Source organism: Azotobacter armeniacus, from assembly GCF_054779355.1.
The window spans coordinates 13,138-29,391 of record NZ_BAAGYK010000172.1; the positions used below are offsets into that span (position 1 = coordinate 13,138).

At 65.3% G+C, this 16,254-nt stretch carries 14 protein-coding genes; 9 read left to right on the plus strand and 5 right to left on the minus strand.

The annotated features are described in order from the left end of the window. The first annotated feature begins 178 nt into the window (after positions 1–178). Both ACYVD0_RS23160 and ACYVD0_RS23165 read left to right on the plus strand, forming a co-directional pair. Entirely contained in the window at positions 179–1,624 is a 1,446-nt protein-coding gene (locus ACYVD0_RS23160) for a SulP family inorganic anion transporter (protein ID WP_460428976.1), read from the plus strand. Between the two features lie 616 nt (positions 1,625–2,240). Next, positions 2,241–2,594 carry a cyclophilin-like fold protein gene (locus ACYVD0_RS23165; protein WP_460428977.1) on the plus strand — a complete coding sequence of 118 codons (354 nt, stop codon included), beginning with the start codon at positions 2,241–2,243 and terminating at the stop codon, positions 2,592–2,594. A gap of 190 nt (positions 2,595–2,784) precedes the next feature. Here ACYVD0_RS23165 and ACYVD0_RS23170 read toward each other — a convergent pair whose 3' ends face one another. From ACYVD0_RS23170 to ACYVD0_RS23180, 3 genes are read right to left on the minus strand one after another with little or no spacing between them, the layout of a single operon-like run. After that, positions 2,785–3,249 (minus strand): cupin domain-containing protein, encoded by a 465-nt coding sequence (locus tag ACYVD0_RS23170; RefSeq protein WP_460428978.1) that lies wholly within the window; start codon positions 3,247–3,249, stop codon positions 2,785–2,787. A 54-nt stretch (positions 3,250–3,303) separates the two neighbouring features. Continuing rightward, positions 3,304–5,544, minus strand: a complete 2,241-nt coding sequence (locus ACYVD0_RS23175) for a xanthine dehydrogenase family protein molybdopterin-binding subunit (protein ID WP_460428979.1) — start codon at positions 5,542–5,544, stop codon at positions 3,304–3,306. Between the two features lie 4 nt (positions 5,545–5,548). Then, a complete protein-coding gene (locus ACYVD0_RS23180; protein ID WP_460428980.1) occupies positions 5,549–5,995 on the minus strand; it encodes a (2Fe-2S)-binding protein in 447 nt (148 codons plus the stop codon). A gap of 695 nt (positions 5,996–6,690) precedes the next feature. Here ACYVD0_RS23180 and ACYVD0_RS23185 point away from each other — a divergent pair. Continuing rightward, positions 6,691–7,671 (plus strand): XdhC family protein, encoded by a 981-nt coding sequence (locus tag ACYVD0_RS23185; protein ID WP_460429043.1) that lies wholly within the window; start codon positions 6,691–6,693, stop codon positions 7,669–7,671. Next, the gene (locus ACYVD0_RS23190; protein ID WP_460428981.1) at positions 7,661–8,668 is read left to right on the plus strand and encodes a GTP 3',8-cyclase MoaA; all 1,008 of its coding nucleotides are present in this window, start codon (positions 7,661–7,663) and stop codon (positions 8,666–8,668) included. The genes ACYVD0_RS23185 and ACYVD0_RS23190 overlap by 11 nt, the downstream gene beginning before the upstream one ends. A gap of 29 nt (positions 8,669–8,697) precedes the next feature. On the opposite strand, the gene ACYVD0_RS23195 is transcribed toward ACYVD0_RS23190, so the two are convergent. Then, positions 8,698–9,630 carry a LysR family transcriptional regulator gene (locus ACYVD0_RS23195; protein ID WP_460428982.1) on the minus strand — a complete coding sequence of 311 codons (933 nt, stop codon included), beginning with the start codon at positions 9,628–9,630 and terminating at the stop codon, positions 8,698–8,700. Between the two features lie 99 nt (positions 9,631–9,729). Then, positions 9,730–10,923, minus strand: coding sequence for an MFS transporter (locus ACYVD0_RS23200; protein ID WP_460428983.1), 1,194 nt, complete (start codon positions 10,921–10,923; stop codon positions 9,730–9,732). Between the two features lie 557 nt (positions 10,924–11,480). Between ACYVD0_RS23200 and ACYVD0_RS23205 the strand changes: the two genes are divergently transcribed. From ACYVD0_RS23205 to ACYVD0_RS23225, 5 genes are all read left to right on the plus strand, one after another. Then, entirely contained in the window at positions 11,481–11,840 is a 360-nt protein-coding gene (locus ACYVD0_RS23205) for a cyclophilin-like fold protein (RefSeq protein WP_460428984.1), read from the plus strand. 252 nt (positions 11,841–12,092) lie between these two features. Next, positions 12,093–13,073, plus strand: coding sequence for an aldo/keto reductase (locus ACYVD0_RS23210; protein WP_460429044.1), 981 nt, complete (start codon positions 12,093–12,095; stop codon positions 13,071–13,073). Positions 13,074–13,336: 263 nt separating this feature from the next. Then, positions 13,337–14,326, plus strand: a complete 990-nt coding sequence (locus tag ACYVD0_RS23215; RefSeq protein WP_460429045.1) for an aldo/keto reductase — start codon at positions 13,337–13,339, stop codon at positions 14,324–14,326. 127 nt (positions 14,327–14,453) lie between these two features. After that, the gene (locus ACYVD0_RS23220) at positions 14,454–15,677 is read left to right on the plus strand and encodes an MFS transporter (RefSeq protein WP_460428985.1); all 1,224 of its coding nucleotides are present in this window, start codon (positions 14,454–14,456) and stop codon (positions 15,675–15,677) included. Positions 15,678–15,907: 230 nt separating this feature from the next. Next, positions 15,908–16,249 carry a cyclophilin-like fold protein gene (locus ACYVD0_RS23225; protein ID WP_460428986.1) on the plus strand — a complete coding sequence of 114 codons (342 nt, stop codon included), beginning with the start codon at positions 15,908–15,910 and terminating at the stop codon, positions 16,247–16,249. Positions 16,250–16,254 lie beyond the last annotated feature (5 nt).

The following is a 16,254-nucleotide window of genomic DNA, read 5'->3' on the forward strand; positions in this document are numbered from 1 at the left end:
GCGGCGGGCCTCGGTCCGCAGCGGACCCGGTGCGGCGACTACCAACGCGCAATGACGGCCCGGGGATGGTGGCTATCCGATAGCTGGCCCTGTCCTCTTCGAGTCCGTAACATCCGAAGCCCTTTTTCCAGCCATCCCCCCTGCGGTCGGCTTCGCCGGCCAACAGCTCAGGTAAACCATGAAACCGAAACATCTGCGCGCCGATATCCTGGCCGGACTCACCACGTCTTTCGCCCTGGTGCCCGAGTGCATCGCCTTCGCCCTGGTCGCCCACCTCAGCCCGCTGATGGGGTTGTACGGCGCCTTCATCATCTGCACCCTGACCGCCCTGTTCGGCGGCCGTCCGGGCATGGTGTCCGGCGCCGCCGGCTCGATGGCCGTGGTGATCGTCGCGCTGGTGGTGCAGCATGGCGTGCAGTACCTGCTCGCCACCGTGCTGCTGGGCGGGCTGATCATGGTCGCCTTCGGCCTGTTGCGCCTCGGCAAGCTGATCCGCATGGTGCCGCATCCGGTGATGCTCGGCTTCGTCAACGGCCTGGCGATCATCATCGCCCTGGCCCAGCTGGAGCACTTCAAGGACGGCGAGGCCTGGCTGAGCGGCACGCCGCTCTACCTGATGCTCGGGCTGGTGGCGACGACCATGGCCATCGTCTACCTGCTGCCGCGCCTGACCCGCGCCGTGCCGCCGGCGCTGGTGGCGATCCTCGGCGTCGGCCTGCTGGTCTACCTGCTCGGCCTGCCGACCCACACCCTCGGCGACATGGCGCACATCGCCGGCGGCCTGCCCGTCCCGGCCGTGCCGGACGTGCCCTGGAACCTGGAAACCCTGGGCATCGTCGCGCCCTACGCGGTGCTGATGGCGCTGGTCGGCCTGCTGGAAACCCTGCTGACCCTCAACCTCACCGACGAGATCACCGAGAGCCGTGGCTACCCGGACCGCGAATGCGCGGCGCTGGGCGCGGCCAACCTGGTGTCCGGCCTGTTCGGCGGCATGGGCGGCTGCGCGATGATCGGCCAGACCATGATCAACCTCAGCTCCGGCGGCCGCGGCCGGCTCTCCGGGGTGGTCGCCGGGGTGATGATCCTGCTGTTCGTGCTGTTCCTCGCGCCGCTGATCGAGCGCATCCCGCTCGCCGCGCTGGTGGGGGTGATGTTCGTGGTGGCGCAGCAGACCTTCGCCTGGGCCTCGCTGCGGGTGCTCGACAAGGTGCCGCTGCACGACGCGCTGGTGATCGTCGCGGTGACGATCGTCACCGTGTTCACCGACCTGGCCACCGCCGTGCTCTGCGGGATCGTCATCGCCGCGCTCAACTTCGCCTGGCAGCAGGCCCGCGAGCTGTACGCCGACACCCATCGGGAAGCCGACGGCAGCAAGCTCTACCGCCTGCACGGCACGCTGTTCTTCGCCTCCACGACGCCCTTCCTCAACCAGTTCGATCCCGCCGGCGACCCGCCCCAGGTGACCCTGGATTGCCGCCACCTGAGCTTCGTCGACTACTCGGCCATCGCCGCGCTGAAGACCCTGCGCGAGCGCTACGCCAAGGCCGGCAAACACCTGCGCGTGCTGCACCTGTCCGAGCGCTGCAGGCAACTGCTCAAACGTGCGGGGGTGCATCACGATTGATGCAAGGGCTCGTGAGGCCCAGCTCTTTCAAGGGCTTTGCGTAAACTCTCCCCCCGATAATCGATCAGGAGAACAAGGCGATGTGGGATGCGGTTCTGGCGCGGTTCGAGAAGCAGGCACCGGCCAGCGTCATGGTACGTCTGACGCTGGAGCGGGCAATTTGAACATGATGTTGGTTTAAACCGCACTGGGGCCGCATCGAGTTGCGCCTGGATCGGCCGACAGCGTCGGGCGAGTCCGTGCTCTGGCTCTGGAGCAATCTGCCAGCCAGGATCGGTGCGCAGCAGAGCCTCAAAAAGCAAAAGGCCTTGAAAGGGCTGGGCTTAAACCGGCAGCAGGTCAGTGTCAACATAGCCTGAGACAGATCACTTTTCATGAGCGGTGTTCATGGCTCCATTCGCTGCTAGCGGATCAATGAGTGGCGGATTTCGTATATAGATGGCGCCGCAACGAGAGAACTCCAGGAGGCGTCATGCTGGTTAGGCTTTTCAGAGCGCGGTTACTACCGATAGCGGTGTTGATGGCATCCATGGCCACGATTTCAGCCAACGCAGGAGCGGGCGGTGGCGCGGATCACCCTGACACTCAATCACCCGTCATCCGCCAGGAGAACACCATGCAGATCAGCATCGAGATAGAGGGAACCACAATTACCGCGACACTCGAGGATAGTGAGGCCGCCAGGGACTTTGCCTCTCTGCTGCCGCTTTCGCTGACGCTCGAAGACTATGCCGCCACGGAGAAGATCAGCGATCTGCCGAAGCGTTTGTCGACCACCGGTGCATCCGCCGGTATCACCCCCAAAGTTGGCGATCTGGCCTACTACGCCCCTTGGGGAAACCTCGCCATCTTCCATAAGGACTTTCGCTACTCCAGCGGCCTGGTGAAGTTGGGCACGCTCGACTCCGGCATCGAACTCATGCGTCGCCCCGGATCCTTCAAGGCCACGATCCGCAAACTCGAGCGTTGACCGCGAGGCCCGGAGCTGCGGTGATTCACCTCAGTTGAGCATGATCCGCTCGGGCTCGACGACCGAGAGATGGCATTGCCCCTGGCGCGGTATCGCCACGATGCCACGCGCGACATGAGCGGGCACCGGCGGCGGCATAGCTGCCGCCGAGCGGAAGGCGAGGCAGATCAGACGCTCCTCCTAAGGGGCGTCATTTCGCGTACTGTTCGTTGCTGACCTGCTCCAGCCATTCGACATTCTTGCCATCGGCAGCTTCCTGGAGGGCGATATGGCGCATGCCGTTGGTGGCGGTAGCGCCGTGAAAATGCTTGACGCCAGGGGCGATCTGAACCACATCGCCCGGTTTGATCTCTCGCCTCTCCTTGCCCCATTCCTGCGCCCAGCCCTTGCCGGAAGTGACGATCAGCGTCTGCCCACGTGGATGGGTATGCCAGGCCGTGCGGGCGCCCGGCGCGAAGGTGACGTGACCGCCGCTGACCTGGCTGTATTCAGTGGGAGTGAACAGCATGTCGACCACGACGGCGCCGGTAAAGTAGTCGGCCGGGCCCGCCATGCTGGCCTGGTCGCCATTGGGTATCACCTTGATGCCATCGGCGAGCGCGGCGCCGGTGCAGAGCTGGGCGAGAAGCAAGGTGGCCTGGAAGGGACGCTTCATGGTCATCGGTTTCCTTACTGGTAGCGGGGGATGTGATGAGACCGGGCTGGCGCATCAAGCGCCAGCGAAGCGGGTCTTGGACAGGGGGAGGCTGCGTACCCGCTGGCCGGTGAGAGCCGCGACCGCATTGATCACGGCCGGCGGCACGCCCGGCAGTCCGGGTTCGCCAACGCCGCCCATGGGCGCGCCGCTCTCGACGATGCGTACGTACACACGGGGCATCCGGCTGGGCGGCAGGATGGCGTAGGCGCCGAAGTTGCGCGCGCGGGGCATGCCGTTCTCGTACACGACCTCCTCCAGCAGCGTGGACGAAAGCCCCAGCGCCACGGCGGACTTCACCTGGGCCTCGACGATGGCGGGGTTGACGATGCTGCCGGGGTCGAAGGCCACCCAAACATCGTGGATCACCACCGAGCCGCCCTCGATGGACACCTCGGCGATGGTGGCGACCTCGCTGCCGAACGGCGACGCCATGGCCACGCCCCGCGCGCGCTGGCTGCCGTCGCCGGCGGTGAAGGGGCCCCGTTTCCAGCCGCCCGAAAGCTCGGCGACCGCCTGCAGCAGCGCCTTGTGCCGTGGTTTGTCGGCCAGCAGGCGCAGGCGCAGCGCGTACGGGTCCTGCTGGCCGGCATCGGCCACTTCATCGAGGAAGGATTCGTAGAAGAAGTCGTTCATCGAATGCCCCACCGAGCGCCAGTAACCGATGGTGGGCGGATGTTCCAGGTAGACCTGCGCCACTCGCCGATTGGGAATGGCGTAAGGTTTCCTGGCGATACCTTCGACCGCCGACTTATTGGCCTTGTCCGGCTGGCGGCCGAACCAGCGCTCGGTGGGACTCTCGCCGACGGCCTCGGCGTACAGGGCCTGCGGCAGGCCGTTCTCGTCGATTCCGGCGCGAAAGCGCGCCAGGCCCATCGGCCGCAGCGCATCGCGCAGGAACTCCTCTTCGCGGCTCCAGATGAGCTTCACCGGGCGTCCGACGGCCTTGGCCAGCTGGATCGCCTGGGGGAAGGGGTTCGCCGTGCCGTAGAGGAAGTGCCGCCCGAAGAAACCGCCCAGTGGCGAGGAGTGGATGATGACCTTGTCGGGGGCGATGCCCGCGACCTTGGCTGCGGCCTGCTGGAACAGTTCCTGGGCCTGGTTGGGTAGCCAAAGCTCGAGGGTGCCGTCCGCGTTCCAGCGGGCGATCGCCGATGGCGGCTCCAGTTGGCCGTGGACCAGATAGGGGGCGTCGTAAGTCGCCTCGATCACACGGCTGGTCTGCTCCAGCGCCCTGGCGGCATCGCCAATCTCCTCGGCGGCGATGCCTGGGCCGGGAGCGGCGGCAAGCGCGGCGCACATACCGGCGGAGGAGAAATCAGCGGGCATGGCGTGCGGGGTTCCCGGCGCGGCTTCCTTCCAGTTGACCTTGAGCGACTCCACGGCGCGCCGGGCCTGCCACCAGCGCTGGGCCACCACCGCGACGGCGCCGGGCAGGCGATGGATCGAGTGCACGCCCGGCATCGCCTTGACCTCAGACTCATTGGCGATGGCCTCGGGTTCGCCACCCATGCGCGGTGCGTGCTGGACAGCCGCCAGGAGCATGCCTTCGACTTCAGTGTCGATGTTGTACGTCACCTTGCCGGTGGACTTGTCGTGGGCGTCGAGGCGCGGCACAGGCTTGCCGATCCAGCGGAAGTCCTTCCTGGCGCGCAGGGGCACCTGCTCAGGGGGCAGCAGCGCAGCGGCGAGGGAGGAGAGTTCGCCGTAGCCCAGGGTACGGCTGGAAGCCGGGTGCACCACGATGCCGGGTTGCGTGGTGAGGCTGTCCAGCGGCACGTCCAGCTTGGCGGCGGCGGCCTGCAGCAGCATGTGGCGTGCGGAGGCCCCCAGGCGGCGCATCACCTCGTAACTGGAGCGTACCGAGAAGCTGCCGCCCGTGAAGCGGGCGCCATTCACCAGCAGGTAGTCGGCTCCCGGCGGAGCGCATTCGACGGAAAAGCGCTCCGGCGCGATATCGAGTTCTTCGCCGACGATCTGGGCGAAGGCAGTGTAGATGCCCTGGCCGCCTTCGACGAAGGGGCTGCGCAGCAGGGCCGTGCCGTCCGGACGGATTTCCAGGAAGGCCGGAATACGGGTGCCAGGCTTGATTTCGGAGGCCACGCTCTGGGCGGCTCTCACGACCTTGCCGGGCAGCAGGACGCCCAGTACCAGGGCGCTCAAGGAGGTCCCCACAAACCGGCGGCGGGAGAGATTGAAGGTCTTGCCTTCCGTGGGCAGGGAGTCGGGAATGTGAGGCATATTCATCGGCATCATCTCCTTAGCCCTTGGCCAGTTGCTGCATGGCATTGGCAATGGCGTTGTAGGTTCCGCAGCGACAGAGATTCACCATCGACGCGGCGATTTCCGCCTCGCTGGGCTGGGCGTTCTGTTTCAGCAAGGAGGTCGCGGTCAGCACTTGGCCGGACTGGCAGTACCCGCACTGCGGCACCTGGTGTTCGACCCAGGCCTCGACCACGCGCTTGCCCACCGGGTCCTCCTCGATGGCCTCGATGGTGATGATGGACTGGTTGGCCACGCTGCTCACCGGCATGACGCAGGAGCGGATGGGGCGCCCATCCGCCAGTACGGTGCAGGCCCCGCACTGAGCGGCCCCACAGCCGTACTTGGTGCCTGTCAGGCCCAGTTCCTCGCGGATGACCCAGAGTAGAGGCGTATCGGGGGTGGCATCTACCTGGCGCTTCTTCCCATTGATCATCAACTCCATAGGTCTCCTCCTCGGATGGATTGGCTATCGCTGGCGTGCGCGCCAGGCATCGTAGTGTTCTTGACTCGGTGAGAAGTGGCCGGGGCGGCCGTGGCGACAACAGACGGCGCCGTTCCAGCACGCCGGATTCTTCGCGTTCTGCAGCCTGGCGGGCGCGGCCCGGTTGCAGTCTCCGGGTATTAGCCCAGATGAAATACCAGCTCAGGTAGATGGAAAAATTGCATGGACCTATGCGTCCCATCGATTAATCGGTGTGGGGTGGCAGGCGAGGGTGTCGCCGATGCATGCGGTGGTTGCAGCCGAAGAAGATCGCCGGGACCGGAGGCATTGCGGGAATCAGGGGCTTTTACCTGCATGCCGGGACGGGCTTATCGAGAGCGTGGCCTGGGCGGTCCGTGGCCGAACCCCTCGCAAACGGCTCCGTGCGCAGAATGTTGCGGAATGTTTGAGAGGCCGGGCTTGCGCACAGCGAAGGGTCAGCGTGCCCGCAATTTATCAATGGAGCTCATGGAGCCATCCGCTCCAGGCGCCTTATGGAGAAAGAGGGCCAGTGCTAGCTTGGCGTCCGAGCGTTCATCGGGGACTCGTTCTCTCCGCTCGGCGATGCGCGCCAGCGCAACGCTGATCTTCGGCCGTTTGGCAGCCCCTCTTTTTCATGAACTGATGCCCATCGGGCAGGATTGGGTCGTTTGAGTATGCAGCATCTGGACTTGCAGGTTATCGAGCAGGCGTTGGCGTGGTCGCGCGCGGGGCAGGAGGTGTGGCTGTGTACGGTACTGGCCACCTTCGGTTCCTCGCCCCGCGAGCCGGGGTCCCTGCTGGCGGCGCGTCGCGATGGTGTGCATATCGGCTCGCTGTCCGGTGGTTGCGTGGAGGAGGACTTTCTCGAGCGGCTGCAGGGTGGGGCGTTCGAGTGCACCGTCACGACCCTGCGCTACGGTGATCCCCCGGGGCCGCAGGGGTCGCGGATCGCACTGCCATGTGGCGGGATTCTCAAGGTGCTGATCGAGCGCCTGCCCGCGGACAGCGCCACCTGGGATCACCTGGAGAGCCTGCGTGCAACGCTGCAGGGGCAGCGTCATCTGCTTCGGTATGTCGATCTGTGCAACGGCGAGCTGCAGTTGCGCGAGGACGATGGCCTGGGGCCGCGAGTGGTCGAGTCGGCGGATGGGCATTCGGTCGAGATACGCGTTGGACCGGCCGCGCGGTTGATCATCGCGGGTATCTCGCCGGTGTCCGTGGTCTGCGCGCAGTTCGCACTGGCCCTGGGTTTCGAGGTCATTGTCTGCGATCCGCGCGAAGAGGCTCATGCCGGCTTCGATGTGCCCGGTATCGAGGTGCGCCAGGAGCTGCCTTCGCTGTTCATCGGCGCCGATGGCTGCCACACGGCCACCGCCGTGGTGGCGCTGACCCACGACCCGCGAATCGATGATCTGGCGATGATCGAGGCCGTGCGCACGCCCGCGTTCTATATCGGTGTCATGGGGTCTCAACGTACCTCGGCGGCGCGTGCCGAGCGCCTGCGTCGCTCCGGTGGCCTGAGCGAGGCAGAGATCGCCCGTCTGCAGATGCCCATCGGTCTGGCGCTGGGTAGCAAGACGCCGGCGGAAATCGCTCTGGCCGTCATGGCCGATGTCGTCCGTGTCTATCGAGGCAGGCCGCGCGATGCGCTCTGAGCCGCTGCTCAACGATGATGAACAGGACCGGATCATCGACGCGCAGGGGCGGCGGCTGCGTAACCTGCGCGTGAGCCTGACCAGCGCCTGCAACTACGCCTGCGTCTACTGCGTGCCGGATGGCAAGCGCCTGCATGCCGATCGGAAGGCGTTGTCTCTGCCCAGGCTGCTCCTGGCCGTCGAGTACCTCAAGGTCGTCAACGACCTTCGCACCTTGCGCATCACCGGTGGCGAGCCCCTGATCAGTCCGTTGTTCGACGGCTTCATGGCCGAACTGGGGCGATTGAGGTTCGCGGATGTCTCCCTGACCACCAATGGCCAGTTGCTGTCGCGCAAGCTCCCGGTGCTGCTGGCGGCTGGCGTCGAACGCATCAACGTTTCGCTGGATACCCTGGACGCCAAGGTTTTACGCCGCATCGCCCGTGGCGGCGACCTGGATGAGGTGCTGGAGGGTATCGATCAAGCCCTCGCGGCCGGTGTGCGGGTGAAGATCAACATGGTGCCCCTGCGCGGGTACAATCACGAGCAGGTCCTGCCGATGCTCGAATACTGCCTGGCACGCGGTATGGAGCTGCGTTTCATCGAGTTGATGCGCATGGGGCACCTGGCCCGGGACCCTCGCACCTTTCAGCGCCAGTTCTTCGGGATGGCCGAGATCCTCGCGACCATTTCCGAGCGCTACGCATTCGCGAGCGCTCCCCGCGCCCTGGACGCCACCGCGCAACGCTTCGAAATTCCGGGGCGCGGACACTTCGCTGTCATCGCGAACGAGAGTGCGCCGTTCTGCAGCCATTGCAGCCGCGCGCGGCTGAGCTCCACGGGATGGCTGCATGGCTGCCTATCTTCCAGTCGGAGTCACTACCTGGGGGATGTGCTCGAGCTGCCCCGCGCCGAGGCGCTGGCGCGGATTCGCGAGCTCTCCGCGCGAGCGCTGGCGGACAAGCAGGCCGAGCGCTTCTCCGGCGATGTGATGGTGATGAGGGTGATCGGTGGCTGAGGCCCGATAGCGTTTTTGCCGGTGCGGGGTCAGCTTCCTTCCCGGGCGGGGCTGGACTGGGGCTCGTAACGCAGGGCCGCAATCAGCAAGGACATGGCCCCCGACGGTTGCCGCCGGCTGGGGTAGTAGAGATGGTATCCCGACCAGTAGGGGCACCAGTCTTCCAGCACGGATACGAGGTGGCCGGTGCGGATGTAGGGCTGCGCCATGTCCTCCGGCACGTACGCCACGCCGAGGCCGGCCATCGCGGCATCGAGGCAGTCATAGATGCTGTTGTAGGTGAGCTGGCCGTTCACGCGGACGTTCATCTGCCTTCCGTCTTTCTCGAACTCCCAGGCCCAGAGTCCTCCGTGGGTGGGCAGGCGCAGGTTGATGCAGTTGTGCTGCATGAGGTCATCCGGCGTTCCGGGGAGGGGATGCCTGGCAAAGTATCGTTTGGTGGCCACCACGGCGAATCGGATGTCCGGGCCGATGCGTAGCGCGATCATGTCCTGCGCGATGATCTCGCCCAGGCGAACACCGGCATCGAACCGCTCGGCCGCGAGATCGACCAGGCCATTGTCGGCAAACAGTTCGACCTGGATGCCCGGATACTTCGGCAGGAATTTCTTCAGTCTGGCTGCCAGCACGCTACGGATCGCATGATCCGAGGCGGTGATGCGTATCGTCCCCATGGGGCTGTCGCGCAGCGCCGACAAGGCGGACATCTCGGCATCGATCTCCTCCAGCTGCGGAGCGACCGACTGCAGCAGCCTTTCGCCAACCTCGGTGGGCGAGACCGTGCGTGAGTTGCGCGCCAGCAGGCGAGCGCCAAGCTTCGTCTCCAGCGCCCGCACGGCGTGGCTGACGGCCGATTGCGACAGCCCAAGGTGCGCCGCCGCCCGGGTAAAGCTCTTTTCGCGGGCCACGGCAACGAACGCCACCAGTCCGCCGAAGGATTCCCGCAGGATGTCGTCTCTCATGCTCGGTCAGTCTTCGTCATACGCATGGCGCAACCATACCACCGCCGTTCCTCACCCAAGGCGCCTGACAAGGGCGCGGGTCGAGCCGCGGCTTTTGGCTCAGGCCTGTGCCGGTCTCCTGATCCGGGTGCCGTTGCCGATGACCAGCACGGAAAGGATCAGCAGGACCGCGCCTCCCACCAGGGGAGCGGAAGCATTGGCATGGTCCAGCAGTTGGCCACCCAGTGCGCCGCCCATCATGATCGCCAGCTGGATCGAGGCGACCAGCAGTCCGCCGCCGCTTTCCGGCTCGTCATCGATTTCCCTGGCCAGCCAGGTGGACCAGCACACCGGTATGGCGGCGTTCAGCGCTCCCCAGCCGACCATCATCGCCGCCACCGCCCAGAAGAGATGCCCGGCCTCCATCATGGCCAGGGTGACGGCGGCGAGGGCCAGGGGGAGGTAGCGCAGGAGCGGGTAGAGGCGCTGCCGATGAAGCATGGCGCCGGCAAAGTGGGTTCCCGCGAATCCGGCCAGGCCCAGGCCGAGCAGCAGAAGCGACAGCTGGCTCGGGCTCACAGCCATTTCGGCTTCCAGGAAGGGGCGGAAGTAGGTGAAGGCGCCGAACGCACCCGCGAACGTCAGCATGGTCGAGAGCATGCCCAGGGCGACGTATCGGCGTTTGAGCAGCCCGAACAGGCGGGTGACCGGAATGGTCGCCCGCGGCGGCATCGAGGGAAGGCTCCTGGCCTGCCAGAGCAGATTGACGACCACCAGCGGCACGAGGCCGCCGAACACGACCCGCCAGCCGAACAGTTCCCCCACGTAGGCCCCGATCGGTGCGGCGAACGCCGTGGCGATGGCATTGCCCATGAAGAGGGTGCCAAGCGCCTTCGGCACGCGGTCGGCGGGCACCAGCCGAATGACGGTCGCCGTGGCCAGCGACCAGAAACCGCCGATCGCCAGGCCCAGCAAGGCGCGGGCCGTCATCAGCAGGGAAAAGTCGGGCGCCAGGACGATCATCGCCAGCGACAGCAGCATCAGCAGGGTCATGCCCATCAGTACGTGCCGGCGATCGAAGCGTCCGGCGATAGGCGCGATGAACAGGCTGGACAGCACCGCGAAGAAGCCGGACACCGAGATGGCCTGTCCCGCCAGGCCCTGGGTGGCCTGCAAGTCTTCGGCGATCGGTGTCAGCAGGCTGACCGGCATGAATTCGGCGGCGATCAGCATCGCCACGCAAAGCGCCATGGAGCCCACGGCACTGCCCATCTGTCGTTGGGTCGATTCAAGTTCGAGAGTTGAAGTCGTCATCGGGTTTTACTCCGGCAATGCGCAACCCGGCACCGCCTCGCGGAGGAGGGGCGCAACGTGGCCGAGGTCAGGTGGAGGTACGGCTGGGCGTGCAGGGTGTCGCGAGCGGGGTGGTTCGCTTGCCGCCGCTGTTGGAGCCCCATGATAGGGAGACCGGACTATTCGAAAAACACAAAACTCCGAATGGAGCTATGAGTCAGGGTGATTAATCCAGCCGGTTTTCGCAGCCATGGCCAACGGATTCATTACTCTGGCTCATAGGTGCTTTCGAGAAGTCAACGGCTGTGCTGCTAGCTGGACCCCTATCATCGGGAGCCGTATCCCGCTCGTCCGATGGCAAGCCACCCTTTGTCGTCGATGGGCTGACCGTGGCGCTTTCCGTATCCGTCACGCCCCTTTTTCTCTGCTGCCATGAAGGTGCGCACATGCAATATACCCATCTGGGCCGGACCGGCGTGAAGGTCTGCTGGCTGGCGCTGGCGGCTTGCCTCCCCGGCATTTCGTTGGCCGCGTCATCGACGAGCGGAGCCTCGTCCATGCCCACACAGGAGTCCCCCGTGAAGATCCGCCTGCATGTCGATGGTCAGGTCGCGACCGCCACGCTGCACGACAACGCCACCGCACGAGACTTCGCGGCGCTACTGCCGATGTCGTTGACGCTGACCGACTTCGCGCGCATCGAACGCATTGCCGATCTGCCGCGAAAGCTGCCTCTGGACAGGGCCGAGACCACGGTTCCCGTGAAGGAAGGCGACCTCGCCTACTACGCACCCTGGGGCAACCTGGCGATCTTCGTCGAGGACGGTACTGGCAACTACACGGGTGATCTGATGCGGCTGGGCGCAGTGGACACGGGCCTGCCTGCGCTGCAGCGCCCCGGACCGCTGCAGGTCAGGATCGAGTGCATGACCGACTGAACGTCGTCGCAATCCCGAAGCACCTATTCCGCATCTACTTCGACTTGAAAGGTATCGAACATGAGCACGCAGCACATCAATGATCGTGAGACCGTAGAAGAGTCCAGCGTGGCTGCCGACCGGCGTGGTTTTCTGAAGGCAGCGAGCATCGCTGCTGCCGGTGCAGTGCTGCCGATCAGTGCTGCATCGTTGGCTACGCCCGCTGCGGCGCAAACCGCGCAACGCGGTGGCAACAGTGGCCAAGCCTACACCATGAGGACCCGCAAGCTGGGCAGCCTGGAGGTGTCGGAGCTGGGTTTTGGCTGCATGAGCAACAGCCCCGGCCACTACGGCCCAGGTGTGGACAAAGCCCAAAGCATCCGTGTGATTCGCGACGCCTATGAGCGCGGCATCACGTTCTTCGACACCGCCGAGGTCTATGGTCCCTACGTCAACGAGGAACTCGTCGGCGAGGCGCTGGGGCCGATGCGCAACCATGTGGTCATCGGGACAAAGTTCGGTTTCGGGATCAATGGCACCAATGGCGCTGTTGATGGCACCAACACTTTGAATAGTCGCCCCGAACATATCCGCCGCGTGGTCGAGGAGTCGCTCAAGCGCCTGAAGACCGACCGCATCGACCTCTACTACCAGCACCGTGTCGATCCGAACGTTCCGATCGAGGACGTGGCCGGCACCGTCAAGGACCTGATCCAGCAAGGCAAAGTGCTGCACTTCGGCCTGTCCGAGGCGAGCGCGGACATCATTCGCCGCGCCCACGCCGTGCAGCCCGTGGCCGCGATCCAGACCGAGTACTCGATCATGGAGCGCAGCGTGGAGCGCAACGGCGTGCTGCAGGCGTGCGAGGAGCTGGGCATCGGCTTCGTGCCGTGGGCACCGCTCGGTCAAGGCTTCCTGCCCGGCAAGCTGCCGCTGGATGCACAAGCAGGCTTCGATGAGAAGTCGGACCTGCGCACGAAATTCGCCCGCTTCAGCCCCGAAGTCATGAAGGCGAACCAGCCGATCCTCGACTTCCTGAAGGCCTTCGGCGAGACGAAGGGTGCCACGCGCGCGCAGATCGCCCTGGCTTGGCTGATGGCGCAAAAACCCTGGATCGTTTCCATCCCCGGCACGGCCAATCTGGACCACTCGCGCGAGAACCTCAGCTCGATCAACGTCAACCTCACGCCGGAAGACCTGCGCGAGATCGAGGGAGCTTTTGCCAAGATTACCGTCCATGGCGGCCGACCGTGATGGCGCAATAGCCCTCGATCATTTCCATCCCGGCATCCACTTCAACTTGAAAGGTACCGAACATGAACACGCAGAACATCAATGATCGTGAGACCGTAGAAGAGTCCAGCGTGGCTGCCGACCGGCGCGGCTTTCTGAAGGCAGCGAGCATCGCTGCTGCCGGTGCAGTGCTGCCGATCAGTGCTGCATCGTTGGCTACGCCCGCTGCGGCTCAAACCGCCCAACGTCGCGATGGCAGCGGCAACAGCAGCCAGACCTACACCATTGGAAAGCGCAAGCTGGGCAGCCTGGAGGTGTCGGAGCTGGGCTTCGGCTGCATGAGCATCAGCGCCAACTACGGCCCGCCCATCGACAAGGCCCAAGGCATTCGCGTGATTCGTGACGCCTACGAGCGCGGCATCACCTTCTTCGACACCGCTGAGGTCTATGGCCCCTACGTGAACGAGGAACTCGTCGCCGAGGCACTGGGGCCGGTGCGCAATCACGTGGCCATCGCCACCAAGTTCGGCTTCAAGATCGACGGCACGAACGGCCTGGACAGCCGCCCCGAACGCATCCGTCGCGTGGTCGAGGAGTCGCTCAAGCGCCTGAAGACCGACCGCATCGACCTCTACTACCAGCACCGCGTCGATCTGACCGTGCCGATCGAGGACGTGGCGGGCACGATCAAGGATCTGATCCAGCAGGGCAAGGTGCTGCACTTCGGCCTGTCCGAGCCGAGCGCGCGCACCATCCGCCGTGCCCACGCTGTGCAGCCCGTGGCCGCGATCCAGACCGAATACTCGATCATGGAACGCAGCGTGGAGCACAACGGCGTGCTGCAAACGTGCGAGGAGCTGGGCATCGGCTTCGTGCCGTGGGGACCGCTGGGCCAGGGCTTCCTGCCCGGCAAGCTGCCGCTGGATGCGCAGGCTGGCTTCGATGGGAAGACGGACCTGCGCAAGACCTTCCCGCGCTTCAGCCGCGAGGTCATGCAGGCCAACCAGCCCATCCTCGACTTCTTGAAGACGTTCGGCGAGAAGAAGGGAGCCACGCGCGCGCAAATCGCCTTGGCTTGGCTGATGGCGCAAAAGCCCTGGATCGTTCCGATCCCCGGCACGACCAATCTGGACCACTCGCGCGAGAACCTGAGCTCGATCAATGTCAACCTCACCCCGGAAGACCTGCGCGAGATCGAGGCAGCCTTCGCCAAGATCACCGTGCATGGCGGCCGGATGGACGCGAAGCAGATGGATCAGATCGGCAAGGACTGAGATCCATCGGAACCGACGTAGTCCCACGCCGGTTCCGGCGCCGAAGGCGTCGATCCCTATCGCCGTGCTCGCTCCCAGGGACGAGCGCGGTGTTTTCCATATACATCAGGGCAGAACGAAGAATTTCATGACAACCCCGATAGGTGAAGCCCCGACGGGCACCTTGCCCACTCAACACGAGGCCAAGACGCAGCCAGCTTACTGGAGCGGCGTGTTCGCGATGTCGCTGTGCGTCTTCGCCCTGATCGCCTCCGAATTCATGCCCGTGAGCCTGCTGACGCCGATGGCGGCCGACCTCCATGTCACCGAGGGGATGGCCGGGCAAGGCATTGCGATCTCCGGCGCGTTCGCGGTGCTGGCCAGCCTGTCGATCTCCGCGCTGGCCGGCAGCATGAACCGCAAGACGCTGCTGTTGGCATTGACCGCGCTGATGGCCGTCTCCGGTGCCGTGGTCTCGCTGGCATCGAACTACCTGATCTACATGATCGGCCGCGCGCTCATCGGCGTGGTCATCGGCGGCTTCTGGTCCATGTCGGCCGCGACGGCCATGCGGTTGGTGCCTGCTCATCAGGTGCCGCGCGCCCTGGCGATCTTCAACGGCGGCAACGCGCTGGCCACTGTGATTGCTGCGCCGCTGGGCAGCTATCTCGGTTCGGTCATGGGGTGGCGCGGCGCCTTCCTCTGCCTGGTGCCGGTGGCGGCGATTGCCCTGGCCTGGCAGTGGGTCAGCCTTCCTTCGATGCAGCCCGGGTCCCGCCCAGTGGGCTCCGGCAATGTGTTCAAGCTGTTCAAGAGCCGACCCGTCGCGCTCGGTATGGCCGCATGTGGCGCCTTCTTCATGGGGCAGTTCGCCCTGTTCACCTACGTGCGACCGTTCTTGGAAACGGTGACGCACGTCGAGGTGTCCACGCTGTCGCTCATCCTACTCGTGATCGGTGTGGCGGGTTTCATCGGCACCGCGCTGATCGGCTCGGTCCTCAAGCGCGGCCTGTACGGGACACTGATCGCCATTCCGATCCTCATGGCGGTGATCGCCTTGACGCTGATTCCCTTCGGAGCTTGGGTCGCCGCCGTGGTGGCGCTGCTGGGCCTGTGGGGCCTGATGGCGACCTCGGCCCCCGTGGGCTGGTGGAGTTGGATCGCCGAAGCCATGCCGCACAACGCAGAGGCAGGCGGCGGCCTGATGGTGGCGGTGATCCAGTTGGCGATCGCCCTGGGCTCGACCGTGGGCGGCCTGCTGTTCGACTCGGCAGGCTACCGAAGCACCTTCATGGCGAGCGCGGCTGTGCTGCTGTTCGCGGCCTTCCTCACCCTCCTGACCTCACGTTCGCAAACCCGGCAAGCGGCCTGAGCCGCGTGTCACCCCAGGAGAAATCCATGACCATGAGCTTTTGTGTCCCTCGCAGCGGTCAAGGCCGCTCGGCCGTTGAATACCGTCACGCACGCGGCTTGCGGGTTTTGCGCGGGCTGGGCCTGCTCTGCGGTCTACTCGTGCTCGGGGCATGTGACGCCGCCCAGCCCGGGGCGTCAGGCTCGCCCACTGCCGCCGCTGCGACCACTGCCCAACCGGAGGAATCTCGCATGTGGATGACCGTCGGCGACCGTCGCTTCGCCATCACCTTGGCCGACACCGAAGCAGCCCGCGCGTTTTCCGCGATGCTGCCGCTCTCGATAGACATGGCCGACCTCAACAGCAACGAGAAACACGCGGACCTGCCGAAATCGCTGCCGACCAACGCAAGCCGCCCCGGCACGATCCGCAACGGCGATCTCATGCTGTATGGGTCGAGAACCCTGGTCGTCTTCTATCTGACCTTCGACTCGTCCTATTCGTATACGCGCCTCGGCCGCATCGACGACCCCGCTGGCTTGGCCCAGGCACTCGGCAGAGGCGGCGTGCGGATCGCGTTCTCCAAGAACTAGATGTT